This is a genomic window from Parapedobacter indicus, assembly GCF_900113765.1.
Classification (GTDB): domain Bacteria; phylum Bacteroidota; class Bacteroidia; order Sphingobacteriales; family Sphingobacteriaceae; genus Parapedobacter; species Parapedobacter indicus.
The window spans coordinates 513529-533057 of the sequence record NZ_FOQO01000001.1; the positions used below are offsets into that span (position 1 = coordinate 513529).

17 protein-coding genes are annotated in these 19529 nt (G+C 47.3%); 12 read left to right on the forward strand and 5 right to left on the reverse strand.

Annotated elements, in window-relative coordinates:
* Nucleotides 1–11: 11 nt before the first annotated feature.
* Nucleotides 12–878, reverse strand: coding sequence for an AraC family transcriptional regulator (locus BMZ56_RS02005; RefSeq protein ID WP_090623473.1), 867 nt, complete (start codon nucleotides 876–878; stop codon nucleotides 12–14).
* 170 nt (nucleotides 879–1048) lie between these two features.
* Here BMZ56_RS02005 and fucP point away from each other — a divergent pair, with 170 nt between their 5' ends.
* From fucP to BMZ56_RS02040, 7 genes are all read left to right on the forward strand, one after another.
* Entirely contained in the window at nucleotides 1049–2308 is a 1260-nt protein-coding gene (gene fucP / locus BMZ56_RS02010) for an L-fucose:H+ symporter permease (protein WP_090623475.1), read from the forward strand.
* A gap of 42 nt (nucleotides 2309–2350) precedes the next feature.
* Nucleotides 2351–2704: an L-rhamnose mutarotase gene (locus tag BMZ56_RS02015; protein WP_090623477.1), complete on the forward strand. Its 354-nt coding sequence runs from the start codon at nucleotides 2351–2353 to the stop codon at nucleotides 2702–2704.
* Nucleotides 2697–4355, forward strand: coding sequence for a UxaA family hydrolase (locus BMZ56_RS02020; RefSeq protein WP_090623480.1), 1659 nt, complete (start codon nucleotides 2697–2699; stop codon nucleotides 4353–4355). The genes BMZ56_RS02015 and BMZ56_RS02020 overlap by 8 nt, the downstream gene beginning before the upstream one ends.
* Before the next feature lie 45 nt (nucleotides 4356–4400).
* A complete protein-coding gene (locus tag BMZ56_RS02025) occupies nucleotides 4401–5171 on the forward strand; it encodes an SDR family NAD(P)-dependent oxidoreductase (RefSeq protein WP_090623483.1) in 771 nt (256 codons plus the stop codon).
* Nucleotides 5172–5259: 88 nt separating this feature from the next.
* On the forward strand, nucleotides 5260–6114 hold the full coding sequence (locus BMZ56_RS02030; RefSeq protein ID WP_090623486.1) for a fumarylacetoacetate hydrolase family protein: 855 nt from the start codon (nucleotides 5260–5262) through the stop codon (nucleotides 6112–6114).
* 21 nt (nucleotides 6115–6135) lie between these two features.
* Nucleotides 6136–6972, forward strand: a complete 837-nt coding sequence (locus tag BMZ56_RS02035; protein WP_090623489.1) for an amidohydrolase family protein — start codon at nucleotides 6136–6138, stop codon at nucleotides 6970–6972.
* A gap of 2 nt (nucleotides 6973–6974) precedes the next feature.
* Nucleotides 6975–7757 (forward strand): L-fucose dehydrogenase, encoded by a 783-nt coding sequence (locus tag BMZ56_RS02040; RefSeq protein WP_090623491.1) that lies wholly within the window; start codon nucleotides 6975–6977, stop codon nucleotides 7755–7757.
* A gap of 14 nt (nucleotides 7758–7771) precedes the next feature.
* Here BMZ56_RS02040 and BMZ56_RS02045 read toward each other — a convergent pair whose 3' ends face one another.
* Nucleotides 7772–8725, reverse strand: coding sequence for an acetyl-CoA carboxylase carboxyltransferase subunit alpha (locus BMZ56_RS02045; protein WP_090623494.1), 954 nt, complete (start codon nucleotides 8723–8725; stop codon nucleotides 7772–7774).
* Between the two features lie 225 nt (nucleotides 8726–8950).
* Here BMZ56_RS02045 and BMZ56_RS02050 point away from each other — a divergent pair, with 225 nt between their 5' ends.
* A complete protein-coding gene (locus BMZ56_RS02050; RefSeq protein ID WP_177195002.1) occupies nucleotides 8951–11116 on the forward strand; it encodes a glucoamylase family protein in 2166 nt (721 codons plus the stop codon).
* Between the two features lie 58 nt (nucleotides 11117–11174).
* Nucleotides 11175–11699 (forward strand): OmpA family protein, encoded by a 525-nt coding sequence (locus BMZ56_RS02055; RefSeq protein WP_090623499.1) that lies wholly within the window; start codon nucleotides 11175–11177, stop codon nucleotides 11697–11699.
* Nucleotides 11700–11705: 6 nt separating this feature from the next.
* Here BMZ56_RS02055 and murI read toward each other — a convergent pair whose 3' ends face one another.
* Nucleotides 11706–12524: a glutamate racemase gene (murI, locus tag BMZ56_RS02060; protein WP_090623501.1), complete on the reverse strand. Its 819-nt coding sequence runs from the start codon at nucleotides 12522–12524 to the stop codon at nucleotides 11706–11708.
* Between the two features lie 85 nt (nucleotides 12525–12609).
* Nucleotides 12610–14028: a glycoside hydrolase family 125 protein gene (locus tag BMZ56_RS02065; RefSeq protein WP_090623504.1), complete on the reverse strand. Its 1419-nt coding sequence runs from the start codon at nucleotides 14026–14028 to the stop codon at nucleotides 12610–12612.
* 196 nt (nucleotides 14029–14224) lie between these two features.
* Here BMZ56_RS02065 and BMZ56_RS02070 point away from each other — a divergent pair, with 196 nt between their 5' ends.
* A complete protein-coding gene (locus tag BMZ56_RS02070) occupies nucleotides 14225–15835 on the forward strand; it encodes a gliding motility protein RemB (RefSeq protein WP_245893040.1) in 1611 nt (536 codons plus the stop codon).
* Between the two features lie 33 nt (nucleotides 15836–15868).
* A complete protein-coding gene (gene aroQ, locus BMZ56_RS02075; RefSeq protein ID WP_090623511.1) occupies nucleotides 15869–16291 on the forward strand; it encodes a type II 3-dehydroquinate dehydratase in 423 nt (140 codons plus the stop codon).
* Here the strand turns inward: aroQ and BMZ56_RS02080 are convergent.
* Nucleotides 16230–17447 carry a multidrug effflux MFS transporter gene (locus BMZ56_RS02080; protein ID WP_090623512.1) on the reverse strand — a complete coding sequence of 406 codons (1218 nt, stop codon included), beginning with the start codon at nucleotides 17445–17447 and terminating at the stop codon, nucleotides 16230–16232. The genes aroQ and BMZ56_RS02080 overlap by 62 nt on opposite strands.
* An 81-nt stretch (nucleotides 17448–17528) precedes the next feature.
* On the opposite strand from BMZ56_RS02080, the gene BMZ56_RS02085 reads away from it, so the two are divergent.
* Nucleotides 17529–19529 carry an ATP-binding protein gene (locus BMZ56_RS02085; protein WP_090623515.1) on the forward strand — a complete coding sequence of 667 codons (2001 nt, stop codon included), beginning with the start codon at nucleotides 17529–17531 and terminating at the stop codon, nucleotides 19527–19529.

Below are 19529 nucleotides of genomic sequence, written 5' to 3' on the forward strand. Positions count from 1 at the left end.
CGCACAATCGGCTATTTCAGATAGGCTCGTTGATAATTTAACGGGCTTTTACCCGTGATTTGCTTGAAGTATTTGTGGAATCCCGCGAAATTATGGAATCCGCTTTCATAACAAATTTGCTTCACATTCAGGTTGTTTTCGATGAGCAGTTTACAAGCATGGCCCACGCGTATTTCGATAAGAAACTGCGAGAATGTCTTACCTGTTCGTGACTTAAAATAGCGACAGAAGGCATTGCTGCTCATGCCCGCCACCTCGGCCACTTCATTCAATGCGATCCGCTGCTTGAAGCGCTGCAGGGCGAAATCATAAATATTGTTGATCCGGTCTTTTTCAGCGCGCTGGAAATGCGGATTAAACCCGACAGACGATAGCAACTGGATGTGTTTGGTTTGCGCAATGGCAGTGAGCGCCTCAATCAACAAAACGATCCGTTTCGTGCCTTCAGTGGTGATCAATTCTTCCAGTAACTTGCATACCCGCATTCGGGCTATACCTTGCACGGAAATGCCCTGTTTGGCTTGTTGAAGCAGCACCTTGAGGTGTGTGTTCTCCGGCAGATTGAGAAAATCCATGCCCCAGAAATCTTCATTAAAATGTGCCACACGGACATCGGCTGCTTCTTGGTTGCTGGCATCAAAATAGCTATTGTCGAAACTCCAGTAATGGGGCAAGTTGGAACCGATGAGCACTACATCCCCCGACGAGAAGTTGCGTATGCTATCGCCAATGAATTGAGTGCCCCGGCCTCTTTCAAAATGAATAAGTTCAATTTCCCGGTGATAATGCCAGCGGTTGTTAGCATAAGGTACAGTATCCCGCCGTGCACTGAAAGAGTGGGCCGGACCTGTACTTACCTTTAGCAACTGTGGTTTCATTAGGAAATAGTTTTTTATTATTCAGTCAAAAGAACATAATATTTGACAATTATAATAAAAATAAGCTAATATAGCTGAATATATCGCTAATATGGAGGCAGCTTTTGACTGGTTTGTTTGTTTACTTTGCCTAGTCTTATTATACGAACCAATTATTCGATAAACTAGTGATGGCAAAACGACAAATGACGATTCCGGTAATTTTGGTCACCTCTTTGTTTTTCCTATGGGGATTTGCACATAACCTGAATCCCATTTTGATTCCGCATCTTAAGAAAGCTTGCCAGCTATCGGATTTCCAGTCGGCCTTTATTGATTCAGCCTTTTTCATCGCCTACTTTGCCGTGGCACTGCCTGCCGGTTATTTCATGAAACGATTTGGGTACAAGCAGGGGATTGTTTTCGGACTCTTGCTATTTGCCTTGGGGGCCTTTCTGTTTTTCCCCGCCGCCAATACCCGTGAATACGGATTTTTTCTCATAGCCTTGTTTGTCATTGCCAGCGGGCTGACATTTCTGGAAACAGCAGCCAATCCGTATATTAGCGTATTGGGCGATCCGGGAACAGCAACCCAACGGCTGAATTTGGCACAGTCATTTAATGGGTTGGCGGCTACGCTGGCACCCTTCATCGGGGGGCATTATATTTTATCCGGTAAGACGCTAAGCGTAGAAGAACAGACAGTGATGCCGGCAAATGACCTGACCGCTTATCTACAATCGGAAGCGGATGCCGTTAAATTGCCATATATCGTGATCGGCGTAGTAGTGTTGTTGGTTGCCCTACTGGTAAGCCGTACGTCGTTGCCTGAAATTAACGAAGAAACGCATGCGGACGATGGTCGCGTGAAGGGGAAATCACTCTGGACTAATGGTAATTTCCTGTTTGGGGTTGTGGCACTGTTCTTATATGTAGGGGCACAGGTAGGCGTAGTCAGCTTTTTTATCCGCTTTTCGGATCAGGTAGCAGGAGTACAGGAAAAAGCTGCCGCAAATCTGTTGTCCGTTGCGTTACTGGGTTTTATGCTGGGACGCTTTGTGGGGACATTCCTGATGCGCTTTGTAACTCCTGCTAAGCTGCTGGCGATTTTTTCGCTCCTCAGCGTGATCTTTACCCTGATATCGGCAGGGGTAGATGGCATGTTTGCCGTTTATGCCATGGTAGGAGTTACCTTCCTGATGTCTATCATGTTTCCAACGATTTTTTCGCTCGCGATCGGCGGATTGGGTAAAAATACCAAGCAGGGATCGTCCATCCTGATTATGTCTATTGTAGGAGGCGCCATTGTCCCCTTGATCATGGGTCGGTTGTCCGATTGGCTCAGTATGCAGAGTGCGTATGTTGTACCTGCTGCTTGCTTTGCAGTCGTATTGCTGTTTGCCCTACAAAACATAAATAGTAAGGTTACCCAGGTTGCTGCGGCACATTAATTAATATCATATGCAACACATAAATTGACAAATACAACAAGCATGAAAAGATATGCATTAGCGTTGGACCTGCAAGACGACAAGCGGCTGATAGCTGAATATGAACAGTTGCATCAAGCCGTGGCACCGGAGATTCAGCAATCTATCAAAGATTCGGGCATCACCCGGATGGACATTTATCGGTTCGGCAACCGGATGTTTATGATCATCGACGCCAACGATGATTTTTCATTTGATGAGAAAGCCACGGCGGATGCGGAGAATCCTTTGGTACAGGAATGGGAACAGCTTACCTGGAAATACCAAAAAGCGATACCGGGTTCCAAGCCGGGGGAAAAGTGGGTTATCATGAATAAAATTTTTGAACTTAGTGGTACCGAACGTAACGATGGATAGACAGCTTTTTCTGCGGATACATCCCGATGATAACGTGTTGGTTGCATTGCAGGACCTTGCACCGGGCACCGAAATTACATTTGAAGGAAAACATTTTTCGGTGTTGAGTGGGGTAAAGGCGAAGCACAAATTTACGTTGGAACCCTTGGAAGCAGGAGGTGAAGTGCGGATGTACGGGGTTTTGGTAGGCAAAACCCATATTGCCTTACCACAAGGGGAAACCATCACGACGCAAAACGTTCACCACGCTGCAGATCCATTTACGTTGGGCGAACGCAAACTCGACTGGAGGCAGCCGAATGTGTCGGCATTTCAGGATCGGACTTTCCTGGGGTACCACCGTACCAATGGAACGGTAGGCACCGCCAATTATTGGCTGGTCATACCGTTGGTATTCTGCGAAAATCGCAATGTGCTGGTAATGAAACAGGCACTCGAAGAGAAATTGGGCTACCGTAAACAGTCCAGAGACTATGAACCTGAAGTGGATCAGTTGATCCGATTGCATCAGGCCGGTGCAACCGTCGAGGATATTTTAAATGCCGATATTGCTGCTGACCGGGAACAGGGCGTCGGAAAGCGGTTGTTTGAAAACGTGGATGGCGTTAAATTCTTGAACCATGAAATGGGTTGTGGTGGTACGCGGATTGATTCGGATGCCCTTTGCGGGTTGCTCGCGGGATATATTACCCATCCAAACGTAGCGGGGGCCACCGTATTGAGTCTGGGTTGTCAACATGCACAGGCTTCCATCCTTCGGGAAGAGATTAACAAGCGTGACCCAAATTTTGACCGCCCGCTATATATCTTTGAACAACAGCTGATGGGCACGGAAACTAACTTGATCCAGCGAGCCCTGAGCCATACCTTTGCCGGACTGATGAAAGCCAATGAGCAACGGCGAACGCCTGCACCGATGAGTAAGTTATGCATAGGTTTGGAATGCGGAGGTTCAGACGGGTTCTCAGGGATTTCAGCTAATCCGGCATTAGGCTATGTTTCTGATATGCTGGTGACAATGGGCGGCTCGGTCATCTTATCTGAGTTTCCCGAACTATGTGGGGTTGAACAGGAGTTGAGCGACCGGTGCATTGATGCACCCACGGCGCTTCGATTCATGGAGCTTATGAAAACCTATAACGCGAGGGCCGAAGCAGATGGATCCGGCTTCTATGCCAATCCTTCACCCGGTAACATACGGGATGGGCTGATCACCGATGCAATCAAGTCGGCAGGGGCCGCAAAAAAAGGAGGTACTTCCCCGGTAACCGCCGTGGTGGATTACCCCGGAGTAGCTAATAAACCGGGGTTGAACTTACTGTGTACGCCGGGCAACGATGTGGAAAGTACTACTGCGGAAGTGGCTGCCGGAGCAAATGTGGTATTATTTACCACTGGACTGGGTACGCCTACAGGCAATCCCATTGCGCCCGTTATCAAATTGGCCACGAACACCAAGTTATTTGCGCGCATGCCCGATATCATCGATATCAATTGCGGTACAATCATCGAGGGAACGGAAACCATTGAGCAAACGGCACACCGTATATTGGAATTCGTGATCGACGTAGCCAGTGGAATTACGCAGCCCAAAGCTGTACAATTGGGGCAGGACGACTTTATTCCATGGAGAAGAGGCGTGTCTTTATAGTTGGTCGTTACGATTTATCTTACTAGATTTAGCAAATTTTAACCGATGTCAAATAAAAGATTACTAGGGAAAACTGCCGTCATTACGGGGGGCGGAAGTGGAATAGGGCGGGCAATTAGCCTGTTGTTTGCCAAAGAGGGGGCATTTGTGCATATTTTGGAATTGAATACGGAGCGTGCCGATATGCTGACCGATGAAATCCAGGCTTCCGGAGGTCAGGCCCAGGCTCATGTCTGCGACGTCAGTAATCAACAATCGGTGTTGGAAGTAATGGCCCGCATTAATACGGTTGATATTTTGGTAAACAATGCAGGTATTGCCCATGTGGGTGATGTAGAACACACCAACGAGACGGATTTCGACCGCATCTACACGGTCAATGTTAAGGGAGCATACAATATGTTATACGCTGTCGTACCCCGCATGAAAAAGCAGGGAGCGGGGGCCATTCTTAATATGGCATCGATAGCGGCTTTAGTAGGAATCACCGACCGGTTTGCTTACTCGACGAGCAAAGGTGCCATTTACGCAATGACGCTATCCATTGCCCGGGATTACCTGCACCACGGCATCCGATGCAACAGCATTTCGCCTGCACGCGTGCATACACCTTTTGTGGATGGCTTTATTGCCAAGAATTATCCCGGTCAGGAAGCAGAAATGTTTGAAAAGCTTTCTAAAACCCAGCCCATTGGCCGTATGGCGCAACCCGATGAGATTGCGTCGATGGCGCTCTTCCTCTGCTCGGACGAAGCTGGATTTATTACTGGTAACGATTATCCGGTAGATGGCGGATTTGTTAAGTTGAATAATTGATGGTGCGATCAGCTGTCAGAAATCAGCGATCGGAAAGCCTACAGCCGAAAGCCGAAATCTGACTGCCGGTCGCAAAAAAATAAAAAATATGAAATTAATTCGATACGGCGATCCCGGCCGTGAAAAAATAGGGGTACAGATCGATGGGGTAAATTATGATGTCTCCGCATTCGGAGGTGATTACAATGAGGAATTTTTTGGGAACGAGGGACTTGCAAGGCTGGAAGAATTTGTAAAAGCCAATGAGGGTAACTTGGTAGCCGTTCCAGAAGGCACTCGTTTGGGAAGCCCACTCGCGCGACCTTCGAAAATCCTTTGTATTGGGCTCAACTACCGCGACCATGCGGCCGAAACGGGCGCTACAATTCCTAGCGAACCAATTCTCTTCATGAAATCGACAACGTCGCTGAGTGGTCCATTTGATGATATCGTGATTCCCAAAAATTCAACGAAAACCGATTGGGAGGTTGAATTTGGTGTAGTGATCAGCAAAACAGCGAGCTATGTGGATGCAGCCAATGCATTTGATTATGTAGCCGGGTATGTCCTGCATAACGACGTGTCTGAACGTGCGTTTCAATTGGAACGTGGTGGTACCTGGGATAAAGGGAAGGGATGTGATACGTTTGCACCTATGGGCCCCTTTCTGACTACCAAAGACGAAATTTCTGATATAAACAACGTACGTCTCTGGCTCACCGTAAACGGCAAAACGTACCAAGATGGGACCACACGGGATTTGATTTTTGATGTGCCGTTTATCATCAGCTACGTAAGTCAATTTATGACGCTACTACCTGGCGATGTTATTTCTACAGGCACCCCTGCGGGCGTTGGATTAGGTTTCAATCCGCCTATTTATCTCAAACCGGGAGATGTAGTTGAACTGGGGGCCGACGGACTGGGTACTTCACGCCAAGTAGTCAGGGCGTACCGTGGCTAAAAGAAGGATAGGTAGCACGGTATGAAACGGATTGATGCACATCAGCACTTTTGGAGGTATCAGCCGGAAAGGGACGCGTGGATAACCGACGACATGGCGGCTATCCAACGCGATTTTCTGCCGGACGATCTGAAACCTGTATTGGACGTGAATGGTGTGTCGGGTTGCGTGGCCGTACAGGCCGATCAGTCAGAAGAGGAAACCTTTTTTCTATTGGATCTTGCCGAGCAACATCCCTTTATCAAGGGTGTGGTGGGATGGGTGGATCTGCAAGCAGCAAATGTTGTTGAACGATTGAGTTATTTTCGCCGGTATCCCAAGCTTAAAGGCTTCCGTCACATCGTGCAGGGCGAACAAGATCTTCATTTCCTGTTGCGTCCGGCGTTCCTCCACGGAGTTGAGTCGCTGGGAAAACAAGGATTTACCTATGACCTTTTGGTTAAACCGCATCAATTGGAGGCAACGCTTGAATTCGTACGCGTATTGCCCCCGCAGCCGTTGGTAATTGACCATTTGGCCAAACCTTATATCCAAGCGGGCGAAAGGGAACCATGGGCCACTCAGATGGCAGCTATTGCACAGCACCCGCACGTGTATTGCAAATTGTCCGGTATGGTGACTGAAGCTGACTGGAAGAATTGGAAGCCAGCAGATTTTTTGTTTTATGTGCAGCATATACTCCAGGTGTTTGGTCCCCAGCGGGTTATGTTTGGGTCGGATTGGCCGGTATGCTTGGTTGCGGCGGATTATGCACAAGTGGTTGAATTGGTAGCTGAAGCCGTCGACAATTTGACAGACAGTGAACAACGGTCGATATGGCATGAATGTGCGGCCGACTTTTATAGATTGAATACATAATTATGGATCTGAAGTTAAAAGATAAAGTAGTGGTGGTTACCGGTGCGGCCAAAGGAATCGGTAGGGGCATTGTGCTCACGTTGGCGGCTGAAGGAGCTATTCCCGTAATTGTAGGTAGGCGTCAATCCGACAACCACTTGGTGCAACAAGAGATTGAGGTTCAAGGAGGAAGGGCATTCTGCATTGAAGCGGAGCTGACCCGGCCCGAGGACTGTGAGCGGGCAATTAAGGAAACAGTGGCCGAGTTCGGGCGCATAGACGGTTTGGTAAATAACGCTGGTGTAAACGACGGAGTTGGATTGGAAAACGGAAGTTATCAGGGGTTTATAGACAGTCTTCATAAGTCGCTTGTGCACTATTACCTCATGGCTCACCATGCACTCCCCGCATTGAAAGAAAGCAAAGGTAGCATCGTAAATATTGGGTCGAAAACCGCAGAGACGGGGCAAGGAAATACATCAGCCTATGCCGCAGCCAATGGCGGACGTAATGCGTTGACGCGTGAGTGGGCGGTGGAGCTTTTGAAATATGGCATTCGAGTGAATGCGGTAATCGTAGCGGAATGTTATACGCCGCTGTACGATACTTGGATTAAAACGCTGGATAATCCAACAGAAACGCTTCAAAAAATTACGCAACGAATTCCTTTAGGTAACCGAATGACCACAGCGGAAGAAATAGCCAACATGGTGGCGTTTTTATTGTCCGAACGGTCAACCCACACAACTGGTCAGTTGATCCATGTGGATGGGGGGTATGTACATTTGGACCGGGCAATTGATTGACGGCCTATTTTTTATTATTCGATCACTACGCCCATTTTACTGAATTTCTCAATGCGTTCCGCAACCAATTGACTTGCGGGCTGTGCTTTTAAGATAGCAAGATCGGCAAGTAGCTGTTTTTTTACGGATTCGGCAATTTGTTTCGGGTTATGGTGCGCACCTCCTAAAGGTTCCCGAATGATACCGTCGATAAGGCCATTTTTCAACATGTCAGCGGCTGTCAATTTCAAGGCCTCAGCAGCTTTTTCCTTGTAGTCCCAGCTTCTCCAGAGAATCGATGAGCAGGATTCAGGGGATATTACTGAATACCAGGTGTGTTCAAGCATGTACACACGATCGCCCACTCCGATGCCTAACGCGCCGCCCGAGGCCCCTTCACCAATAATTATACAGACGATAGGCACTTTCAATACCGACATTTCCATTAAATTGCGGGCAATGGCTTCGCCCTGGCCCCGTTCTTCCGCTTCGATACCTGGATAAGCACCCATCGTATCGATCAGCGTAACCACTGGCTTATTGAATTTTTCTGCCAATTTCATTAACCGCAGGGCTTTCCGATAACCTTCTGGATTGGCCATCCCAAAATTGCGGAACTGCCTCTCTTTCGTATTCTTGCCCTTCTGATGGCCGATGATCATGACTGACTGGCCGTTGATGGATGCAAAACCACCTACAATGGCCTTGTCATCCTTCACGTTTCTGTCCCCATGTAATTCGATGAACTCTTCGCAGATCTGGCCAACATAATCCAGTGTTTGAGGTCTATCGGGATGCCTCGACATCTGTACCTTTTGCCAACCGGTCATGTTGTTATAGATTTCATGTTTGGTCTTTTCCAACTTTTCCTGTAACTCCGCCAATGTAGCACTCATGTCGACTTTGGTTTTTTCAGCAACTTGATGTACTTTCTCAATCTGCATTTGCAGATCGGCAATTGGCTTCTCGAAATCAAACGTTGTCTCCATATAGGGTGTTTGCAAAAATCAGTGCGCTAAGTTAGGGAATTGTATTGACTATTTAAAAAGGCATTCGGCGTTCGGCAATCGGTTTTCGGCAATCAGCTGTTTGCTGACTTCTACTTCCGACAGTTGATTTCTGAAACAGCCGAATTCCGACAGCCAATAGGTGAGATGGCTCGGTTTTTGCGAAGGTTTCTCAAATTCAACGGTCGACAGTATTCAATCAGGCTTATGATTAGAACGATTACTTTACTCCTTCTGTTTTTTCTAAAGGGAATCCTATCAGCTACCGCCGATACCTATCCGGAGGTTTTGTTTGAAAATAGTATATTAGACGGTAATTATGCGTATAGCCGGATCGATTACAACGCCGGTAGCTGGGTGGAAAATGTAGACGGAAGATTACCTGTTTCGGATACCGTATTCTTTACTCCGGGCAACGCATTGTCACTGAAATATAAGTCGGCCACAACCGGCACGTGGCGTGTACAAATCAATTATCCTCCGGGCTCGCGTTGTTATCAATCTAAAACAGGCCACATTTTGACGTTTAAGTTATTTGTTGCTTCCGATACGGATGTTGCTTCGTTACCGCGGTTGATGTTGGTGCAAAACGAGCAGACCAGTACGGGAATAAACCTCGCTGAGTACGTTGATGATTTTCAGCCTAATATGTGGTTGAACGTGCAGGTACCGTTAGGTGATATCCACGGGTTCAACCCCAAGGTAGCTATTGATGGCATACAATTCCTGCAGGGTAATGCAGATAATGAAACCCATTGGCTTTATATCGATCAGATCGAGTTTCTCCCGGCCCGTCCACCGCGGGTAAAGCTGTCTTCGCCGGCAGTATTGTCAACTGCAGTGGCTTACGACCGCCATGTGGACCTAACGTGGCAATTGCCGTTGACACCGAGTATCCGCTACATAAAAATCTATCGCTCAGAAGATAATGAGCACTTTAATCCAGTGGCTATTCGCCCAATTTTCGTGCAAAAATATACGGATTTTGTGCCCTATTCAGATCGTACGTATTATTATAAAGTTGCGTGGGTAGACTATGGTTACCTTGAATCGCCATTTTCCGGCGTACTGGAAGCGTCTCCCAAAACGGCTAGCGATGACGCGATGTTGGATTTCATACAAGCAGCCCATCTTAATTATTTCATAGAACGGACAGAAATAAACAGTGGAATGCATGCGATTCACTTCGGCGTTGACGATGCGACGGTGTCTGTGCGTGAAACCGGACTGAGTGTGCTTGCTTACGTGGTGGGGGTTGAGCGTGGGCTCGTATCTCGTACGGCAGCCATAGGTAGGTTCCAACGGATCGTAGACTTTTTGAGTAAAGTAGATCGGTACCACGGGATGTTTCCTGAAAAGATAGACGGGCGGACCGGTAAGGGCGTTTTTGCAACAGATACTGTACCCGAGGGTGATGTGCGGTCTACGGCATATTTGATGCAGGGCCTGCTTGTAGCACAGCAGTATTTTCAGGCCGATAGCGGAAAGACGGGTACGTTATTGGAAAAAATCGACAGCTTATGGAACACAGTCGAATGGGATCAGTTTGCCATCCAGGGGCAAGAGAATATCCTCTTGGATCGTTGGTCTCCTACCGTCGGATTTAGGGATGCTTCTCCGATGGGCGGTTTCGGAGAGGATTTTATCTGCTATGTACTTGCCTTGGCTTCACCGCAACACGCGCTACCACGTGATGCTTATACCCTAGGACTCGGATTCCGGAGAGCATTGGCAGATTCAGCTCATGTGATGGAATTAGCCAACAACACGTCTTTTGCCGTTAAGCTCGAAACAACGGATGACAGTGCTTCGCCTACTTATGTCGAATATCCGTATGTAAACGATACGACATTGTATAGCCTTCCAGTAACTGTCGGATCTATCGATACGTCATTGCTGGAAGCTTATAAGCCTTTTCTTGCCTTTGATCCACGGGCAAAGCGTGATACGTTTGCAAACTATTTTACCAATACTATAAATTTGACCGGGGCATATAAACGACGCGACAACGAAAAGGGTTACGGTGGATTCTCGCGGGACATATGGGGCGCGGAATTGCAATTGGATTCCACGGATACTTTGTGTACGATCAATCCCGCTATTGCGTGCGCCAGCTACGCTTATCTTCCGCAAGAGGCCGTGCGATCCATGCGAGCGTTTTATAGCAGATTTGGTCATGCGTTGTTTACCGAGTATGGGTTTCGTAGCAGAATCGGGATCGACAGCAATGCGGTAGCCGATACCTATGATGCCGCAAACCAAGCGGCTGTGGTGGTCATGATTGAAAATGGCCGTAGTGGATTGATCTGGGAGTTATTTTCCCAGCATCCCGGTATTCAGAAGGTTGTCGAAAATTATTTTAACATCGAATAGATTTTAGTTGCATGTTTTTTACTTTTGGATTTTGACTTTTACTTTTTACTTTCCAGATATGAAATTTTATACGTTCCTTTCGTCGGCACTAATTTTTTCCCTGGCCGTAACCTCTTGCAAGAATAAGCAAATGGCTGTTAATCCGGGGGCACAGGTGAGTATTGATGGCACTCAAGATGGTTTGAAGCACGTACAACGCGACTTTGAAGATGCGGCAGTGACCGATCGCGGTATCATGGTTACATTTGACTCGGATGTACTGTTTCCTCTTAACTCATCTTATCTGACGGATCAAGCAAAGGAAGAGCTTGATAAGTTACTAGCGCTGCTCGACGATTACCGGGGCGCCTCACTGATTGTGGATGGGCATACCGACGCTACCGGTACGGAGGAATACAATCAATGGTTGTCTGAAAAAAGGGCCGAATCCGTGAAAAAATATGCCGTGGACAAAGGACTTGCAGAAAATCGGATTACAACACATGGGTATGGGCAGACCAAACCGATTGCCCCCAATAATACGCAAGAAGGCAGGCAGCAAAACCGTCGGGTAGAGGTAACCATTGTGACAGATAAGAAATAAGCTAGATTAACACACATTTAGCTCTTGGGCTTTAACAGCCTGACCATAAAATCTTCTTGTTTTTTCTTCGAAATCAACGGCATTGTCCGTTGTAAAAAATTGAATGTGCCCGTTTTTTGTGCAAAGCGTTTCCACTTCACGATGCTTTACGAGATAATCTGCCAAACTATTAGCGACCAGTTTTCCTTGGGGCAGCACTTCAATATGAGGAGGCATAAAACGCTTGATAAGCGGAAGGAGCAGCGGATAGTGCGTACACGCGAGAATCACCGTGTCAATATCCGGCGATTGCTGCAGCAGTCGCTTAATATCGCTTTCCACAAAGTAGGCGGTTCCTTCGGAATCCAGTTCATTGTTTTCCACCAGTGGAACCCATAGCGGACATGCCTGCTGGTACACCGTTATGTCGGGAAAAAATTTATGGATTTCAATTGGATAGGAGGCAGACCTTACCGTGCCAGGAGTAGCCAAAATTCCGATATGTCGCGTGCGTGTATAGTTGCCGATCACCTCTGTCGTCGGACGGATGACACCCAATACCTTGCGAAGATCGGAATGAAGCGGTAAGTCCTGCTGTTGGATGGTTCGGAGTGCTTTAGCTGAAGCTGTATTGCATGCCAGCACCACGAGGTGACAGTCCATTGCAAAAAGCTTTTCAACACATTCCTTCGTGTAAGCGTAAACCGTTTCGAACGATCGCGTGCCATAAGGTACCCGGGCATTATCACCTAAATACACGTAATCATATTCCGGTAGCTTGGCAACGATTTCCCGAAATACGGTGAGCCCTCCATAACCTGAATCAAATATACCTATCGGTCCCATTTTTGGAAGTCAGATATTAGACATTAGATGTTAGACAATCCCCTCAGCTATGAGACACTGAACTCTGTTGTCTTCTAGCTCATAGCTACTTCAGCAAATATGGCTTTTCTTTGTAAGTTTTCCATAAAAATTCACCAAATAACGTATTTGCCCAGGCAAACCACTTACGGGTGAATTTTTTGGGATCATCTTTGTGAAAAGATTCATGCATGAATCCGGTATCGCCATGGGTACTTTTTAGCAATTTGATGCAGGCGCGCATCTCATTTTCGTCTGTAGAAGTCAATCCGCGCATCGTGATTGCCATGGGCCAGATCATGTCGCGACCGATATGTGGCCCCCCAATTCCTTCCGCCGCTGAACCTTGGAAGAAAAACGGATTGTTTTCCGATAGGATAAAGGCACGCGTACGTTGGTAAATCGGATCGCTGGCCTCTACAGCATCTAGATACGGCAGTGACAGGAGGCTGGGGATATTGGCGTCGTCCATTGTGATGAAGCTTCCGAAACCATCCACTTCGTAGGCATAAATACGGCCGTGCAACGGATGGTCTATGATACCGTATTGGTTGATTGCGGTTTCCACTTCAGCGGCCAATTTAAGCATCTCATCAGCCAACGCTTGTTCATTGGCTATCTCTGTGAGCAGCGCAGCCGACTGCCGCAAACTGACCACGGCAAAGAGGTTGGAAGGGATCAAAAACGATAGCAGGGTCGCATCGTCACTTGGCCGGAAGCCTGAACAGATCAAACCGACCGGATTAACGGGATATCCATAGCCGTCTACCTGAAGTGTATCCGATCCGCGTGCCGTTGTACGCTCGAAGCGATAGGGGCCCAAGCTTTCCTTACGTTGCTGTTCCTTGAATGTTTTCAGGATATTGCGTTGTGCCTCAATCCATACTGCATCAAAAGGGGACTTGTCGTGAGTGGCGCTCCAATATCCGTGAGCCAAGCGGATGGTATAACAGAGCGAATCGATCTCCCACTTGCGTTCGTGGATACCGGGCTTCATGTCGGTGTGGTCGCTGCCCCATTCGCCCACACGCGTGGGATCGTTGTAGAAAGCGTTGGCATATGGGTCAATATTGATACATTGACTTTGTTTATTGACTAATCCCGCAATAAGCTGTTGCAACTTGCGATCTTCCTTCATGAAGGGAAGATAAGGCCAAACCTGCGCGCAGCTGTCACGGAGCCACATGGCGTCAATATCACCGGTGATGACGTAGGTATAGGGCTTTCCGTTCTGTTGTTCTGGAAATACGGTTGTGTCCAATGTGTTGGGAAAGCAATTACCGAATAGCCATCCCAATTCCTTGTCTTTTACCTGTTGTTGGAAGGTCTCAATGGCCCGTTCTACAGGCTCACTTGAAAAATGCCGTTGGCTTTTCGGTATGCGAACCACCGGATAATCCGATCTGGTGGAAGCAAGTGAAAACTTGCTGGCCCATATTCCCGTGCCCAATACAGCGGCATGCTGGATAAATGTCCTTCGTTTCATGATGTATTCCCCCGTCTATGAAATTTGTTTACGGCTGCAATATGCAAAAAAAATGAATACCAGCATCTGCATATCCGTTTTAGCAAGTTCATTTTTGATGTTTTTAATGCCGTTATGAGAGAACTTTGTTTCTAATTTGATTATTAGCTTGATTCTTGGAAGGCAATGTTATCTTTGCTGAGTGATTTTTTGCACGATGACTAGACGTTTATACGGCCATTGCTTGCAGTTGGTAGGAACAATAGCACTGTTATGCTGCTTTGTGTACAACGTGAGCGCCCAATCGGCATACCAGCCTTATTCCTACCAATTTTATCAGAAACTGAATAATGTATTATATAGCACGGATACCAAACTCCACACATCGGTAAAACCGATGATAATGGATCATATGCTCCAACCGAGGTACGATTCGCTTATGCAACTGGGAGTATCGGAACGTTACTCGTGGGGCGGACGTAAGCTTTACAACGAACACTTGATTGCTATCAAAGAGGATGCATATACATTTTACGCGGATTTCCTTCCGGATTTTCAATTGGGGCACGACTTTGCCGGTGGTGGACGTACTACTTGGTTGAATACCCGGGGAGCACAGGCGGGAGTGACCATCGAAGACAGGTTCTCATTGTATGTGAATTTTTTTGAAAATCAAGGCGCCTTTCCCGGCTACTTGGATGATTATATTTTTATCCATACGGTTACACCCGGACAGGGATATGGAAAGACGCTATATAGCGATCGCAGAAAAAAGGATTGGATGTACGGATCTGCCATCTTATCGTACACGGTCGATGAGTACCTCAATGTAACGCTGGCCTACGATAAAAATTTCATCGGTGACGGCTACCGGTCGGTATTGCTTTCGGACATCTCATCCAACTACACCGCATTGAAGCTGACCGGTAAGTTAGGGAATGTACAGTACCTTAGCATGTGGACGTATATGTTGGATCCGATGCATCCCCGTTCACTTGATTCGGTTGCACGTGCGGGTGATAATTGGAAGTGGGGCGCATTTCAGTATGTGGACTGGAATGTCAATAACCGGTTTTCGGTTGGGCTTTTCCAATCGGTGGTTTGGGGCAGCCGCAATGCAGCGGGCCGTAGAGCGTTTAATTTCAATTTTTACAATCCCGTTGTCGTGATGCGGCCCACGGAACTGACAAATACTTCTTCCCCGGCTGAAATGCACTGGGGATTAACTACCAAATACAAGGCGCTGAAAAACTTAACGGTATATGGGCAATTCTTTCTGGAGGAATTTACCGACAGCAAATGGGCTGCTCAGGCCGGATTTCGTGGGTTTGATGCGTTTGGTATCAAAGATTTGAATTTCCTTGCCGAATACAATACCGCAGCTCCATATGCCTATGCCCATGCGGATCCAGTAAGCAATTACAGCAACTATGGGCAACCACTGGCTCATCCATGGGGAGCCAACTTCCGCGAAGTTGTTGGTATACTCAATTATTCCTATCGGCGGTTTGATTTTTCTTTTCAGGGCACCTGGGGGCAGTTCGGTACCGATCCGGATGCGTCTACCAACTTTGGTGGAGATATTTTTCGGCCTTACGGTACACATCAACGTGTGGACGGGCATCCTATCGGACGGGGTGTCGGCAATAATTTGCTGTATGCCGACGGTAAGATATCGTACCTGTTCAATCCGAAATACAACCTAAGGGTAGAGGCGGGTGCTGTCTATCGGAGACATGGCATCCCCGAGGAGGGAATACACCACCAGACCGGTATGGCGACATTGGGGATACGGGCATCGTTCCGTAATTTTTATTACGATTTTTGAATCAAGTCGATTGTTTCCTAAGTTTGTAATTATATGAGCAATATCATCATCATCAACGGTCCCAACCTGAACCTTTTGGGCGTACGGGAAAAGGGAATTTATGGGGATATGGATTTCCAAACCTATTTCGACGTACTCCGGCAATCTCATGACGGTGTGACATTAACCTATTTTCAAAGTAATCACGAAGGAGCAATTATTGATAAAATACACGAGGTGGGTTTTTCGATGGATGGCATCGTGCTCAATGCGGGGGCATATACACATACTTCGTTGGCCATAGGGGATGCCATTGCTGCTGTAACAACGCCGGTAGTCGAAGTGCATATTTCCAATGTATACGCTCGTGAATCGTTTCGCCATCATTCATATCTGGCAAAAAATTGCAAAGGAGTTATCTGCGGGTTTGGTCTTGATGGATACCGGCTGGCCGTGGAGAGCCTGCTAATAAAATAAATAAACTTAAGCTGGCGCATCCAGCCATAACCGCTGCCATCGGAACGGTGGTTCCATTGTGGAAATAACTGACCAGCCCCGATGAAAGCGCTCCAATAGCCATTTGCAAACCACCCAGCAACGCCGAGGCGCTGCCGGCTAACCTGCTGAAAGGTGCCAGTGCTAATGCAGATGTATTGGGAAACACAAATCCCTGCGAACCCAGGAATAAAAAAATCAAAACGATCATTGTAAAAAGGTTCATTGTACCCATTGTACAAAGAAAGGCCAGTATCAATCCGATGGACGACTGGACGATTAATGCGATCTTTGCGACTTTGGCGCTGCTGTATACGTTTAGTAAGTACCGGTTTAATTGACTCGCTGTAATCAGCGCCGAGGCAATCACGGCAAATACCATTCCGTATTGCTTTTCATCGAGACCATACAATGTAATCATGATATAGGGGGATCCTGCAAGGTAAGCATACAATCCGGAAGAAGCCAAACCGCCCGCAAACGCATAGGTGAAAAATTGCCGGGTTCTGAATACCTGCCAGTAGGATTGTACAATGGGCCGTGGCATGAGAGATATAGCTGAGTTAGCACCTTTACTTTCCGGAAGGAAAAAGATGACCGCTAACAATATGCAGGTAGTAATGGCGGCCAATACCAGAAATATACCATGCCAATCCCAATGCGTAATCACGAAACTGCCGACAGTTGGTGCGACGATCGGCGAAACGCCGATGACCAGCATTAACAGGGAAAAAACTTTCGCGCTTTCCGTCGGACCATAAAAGTCTCTGACCATCGCCCTCGATGCTACCATACCCCCACAGCTGCCCAATGCCTGTATGAATCGGTAAATAATCAGGTTGTCCGCAGAATTGGTCAGTGCGCAGCTAAGGGATGCCACAATGTAAATCACCAACCCGACAATAAGCGGAATTTTGCGGCCAAAACGGTCCAACAGCGGGCCATAGATGATCTGGCCCGATGCGATGCCAATGAAAAAGGAGGTGAGCGATAGTTGAATGTGCGCAACGGTTGTATGGAGACTATCGGCAATCGCATCAAAGCCGGGTAGGTACATGTCGATGGAAAAGGGGCCAATAGCCGACAGCAACCCAAGTATAAGAAAAATAAAAAAGCTATGCCTGCGTGCGAAAGTCATGAAGGAAACAAAATTAACGCATTATTTTGGTATTTTCCTATCTTTATCCCGAACTAACTATGTCTTCATCCCGAACTGAGTATGTCTTCATCTCGCAAAAATACGTATGGTGCCATTCTTTTCCCCCTATGTGCGCTCGTGGTTCTACTATGGGCGTGCTGCGAGTCGGATCGTGGAAAAAGTCTGAATGAGGGCACCTATAGCGCGCTTTATGATTCGTTAAGCGTAGAAGTAACCTACATGGATTCGCTGATGGAAAGCGGAAATTTGCTGGTGTTGGAAAATCACGTGAAGCAATTGCGGATGTCGGAGGACGCTTGGCTTCAGGCAATGGATGCTCCGGAATACGCATGGATGAGCTTCTGGATGGCGTTGTTTTACACCCGGTTGGGCGACCTGCAGACGGCTAAGCATTACAGTGAACTGGCTATCGATAGGTTGGACAGTTTGAAAATGACGCCGTATAACTTGACTTTTACAACGACGGTACTGAACAATGCAGCAGGGATTGAGGCGGAAATGGGCAATTTCAGCCGGTCGATTCAATTGTTGTTCCGTGCCATAACGTATTATAAAGGGGATACCATTAACGAGGACATGATCGACTTATACAATAACATCGGACATAATTATAATGTCGTTGGAGCGTATGATCTGGCAGCCCAATACTTTGAACGGCAACGTGTGCTTACTTGGCAGCTTGGTATAGAAAGTGGATACGGTCGCTATCATCGTAATATGGGCGAGATGTATTCCAATATGGGCCAATATGAAGCGGGTATAGATCACATGAAACAGGCGGCGGATTATTTTCATCGGTTTGGACAGTCGGATGATGAACTTTACGTCAATACCCTGCTCGCTCAGAATTACATTGCCCTGAATCAGCTGGATGAGGCAGAACAGCTGCTCCGTGGGAATCTTCGAGAAACTGAACGTCTGCAGCTTTGGGAAACGTATGTGGAGACCGCCATCAGTCTTTTTGATTTTCATGTGGCAAGGGGGAATGAAGTGGCGGCATTTGAGGCAATTGAGCAAGGCTTGTCGCGGATTCACATGAACAATACAGCACGTATGCAGCTGAAAATCTACGACCGGCTGATTAACTACTATGAGCAAAAGGGAGGTTTTCGAGAGGCCTTTACGTACATCACTGAGCGGAATGCGATTCAAGATAGCGTATTTAATGTCGACAAGCGTGACTTTATGCGCGAAATGACAGTGAAGTACGAGACGGATCGGAAGAATGACCAAATCAGCCAGTTGGAGCTGGACAATCAACGGGAGCGGAGGATCAAAACGGTTTATTTAGTGGGGTTGCTGGTGCTTGCAGCTATTATTTTTTTGATTGCTAGATTGCTGCGGCGGATTTCTGTTCAGAAAAAAACGCTGGAAGAGGTAAATGCCACCAAAGACAGATTGTTTTCCATTATAGCCCATGACCTTCGTAGTCCGATGATTGCGCTGCAGGGCATGGGTAACCTCATCGAACATCACTTAAGGAACGGCAATGGCGAAAAATTGTTGCAGCTTGGCAACAAGACGGGCGAGGCACTTACCCGTATTAACCACTTACTCGATAATCTGCTGAACTGGGCTGTGACTAACAGTAACCGGATAAGTTATAACCCCATTGAACAGGACGTGGCAAGGCTGCTGGAGGAAGCGTTAGCCGTTCACAACGCGGCTGCCGAAGCGAAGGGTATCCGTTTATCGGTCGACGTGGACGCAGTCAGCGTATGGGTCGATCTGAATATGGCAGCAACGGTACTGCGTAACCTGATCTCCAACGCGATTAAATATGCGCCAGTGGGAAGTACCGTGCGCATAGGCGGTGCTTTTGATCCGAATTATTATGTAGTTCGTATCCAGGACGAGGGTGGTGGAATTCCACAAAAGGTGATTGATGAACTTCAACAGACGGAAGCCGCTTTGGTATCTGGTGGAAGTAGGCAGAGTTTTGGATTAGGACTGCGGCTGGCCATGTACTTTGCAAAGAAAAACCGAGGGCGATTGACGATACGAAACGAATTGAAAGGGGCACTCGCAGAAATTTACTTGCCGTTGGCGGCTAGTAGCTAA

Excerpts from the sequence above, each read along its gene's own strand:
- BMZ56_RS02025 (WP_090623483.1), top strand. The coding sequence starts at position 4,401 with ATGTCAAATAAAAGATTACTAGGGAAAACTGCCGTCATTACGGGGGGC.
- fucP (WP_090623475.1), top strand. The coding sequence starts at position 1,049 with ATGGCAAAACGACAAATGACGATTCCGGTAATTTTGGTCACCTCTTTG.
- BMZ56_RS02015 (WP_090623477.1), top strand. The coding sequence starts at position 2,351 with ATGAAAAGATATGCATTAGCGTTGGACCTGCAAGACGACAAGCGGCTG.
- BMZ56_RS02050 (WP_177195002.1), top strand. The coding sequence starts at position 8,951 with ATGATTAGAACGATTACTTTACTCCTTCTGTTTTTTCTAAAGGGAATC.
- BMZ56_RS02065 (WP_090623504.1), bottom strand. The coding sequence starts at position 14,028 with ATGAAACGAAGGACATTTATCCAGCATGCCGCTGTATTGGGCACGGGA.
- BMZ56_RS02040 (WP_090623491.1), top strand. The coding sequence starts at position 6,975 with ATGGATCTGAAGTTAAAAGATAAAGTAGTGGTGGTTACCGGTGCGGCC.
- BMZ56_RS02085 (WP_090623515.1), top strand. The coding sequence starts at position 17,529 with ATGTCTTCATCTCGCAAAAATACGTATGGTGCCATTCTTTTCCCCCTA.
- BMZ56_RS02055 (WP_090623499.1), top strand. The coding sequence starts at position 11,175 with ATGAAATTTTATACGTTCCTTTCGTCGGCACTAATTTTTTCCCTGGCC.
- BMZ56_RS02035 (WP_090623489.1), top strand. The coding sequence starts at position 6,136 with ATGAAACGGATTGATGCACATCAGCACTTTTGGAGGTATCAGCCGGAA.
- murI (WP_090623501.1), bottom strand. The coding sequence starts at position 12,524 with ATGGGACCGATAGGTATATTTGATTCAGGTTATGGAGGGCTCACCGTA.
- BMZ56_RS02080 (WP_090623512.1), bottom strand. The coding sequence starts at position 17,447 with ATGACTTTCGCACGCAGGCATAGCTTTTTTATTTTTCTTATACTTGGG.
- BMZ56_RS02030 (WP_090623486.1), top strand. The coding sequence starts at position 5,260 with ATGAAATTAATTCGATACGGCGATCCCGGCCGTGAAAAAATAGGGGTA.
- BMZ56_RS02045 (WP_090623494.1), bottom strand. The coding sequence starts at position 8,725 with ATGGAGACAACGTTTGATTTCGAGAAGCCAATTGCCGATCTGCAAATG.
- BMZ56_RS02020 (WP_090623480.1), top strand. The coding sequence starts at position 2,697 with ATGGATAGACAGCTTTTTCTGCGGATACATCCCGATGATAACGTGTTG.
- aroQ (WP_090623511.1), top strand. The coding sequence starts at position 15,869 with ATGAGCAATATCATCATCATCAACGGTCCCAACCTGAACCTTTTGGGC.
- BMZ56_RS02070 (WP_245893040.1), top strand. The coding sequence starts at position 14,225 with ATGACTAGACGTTTATACGGCCATTGCTTGCAGTTGGTAGGAACAATA.
- BMZ56_RS02005 (WP_090623473.1), bottom strand. The coding sequence starts at position 878 with ATGAAACCACAGTTGCTAAAGGTAAGTACAGGTCCGGCCCACTCTTTC.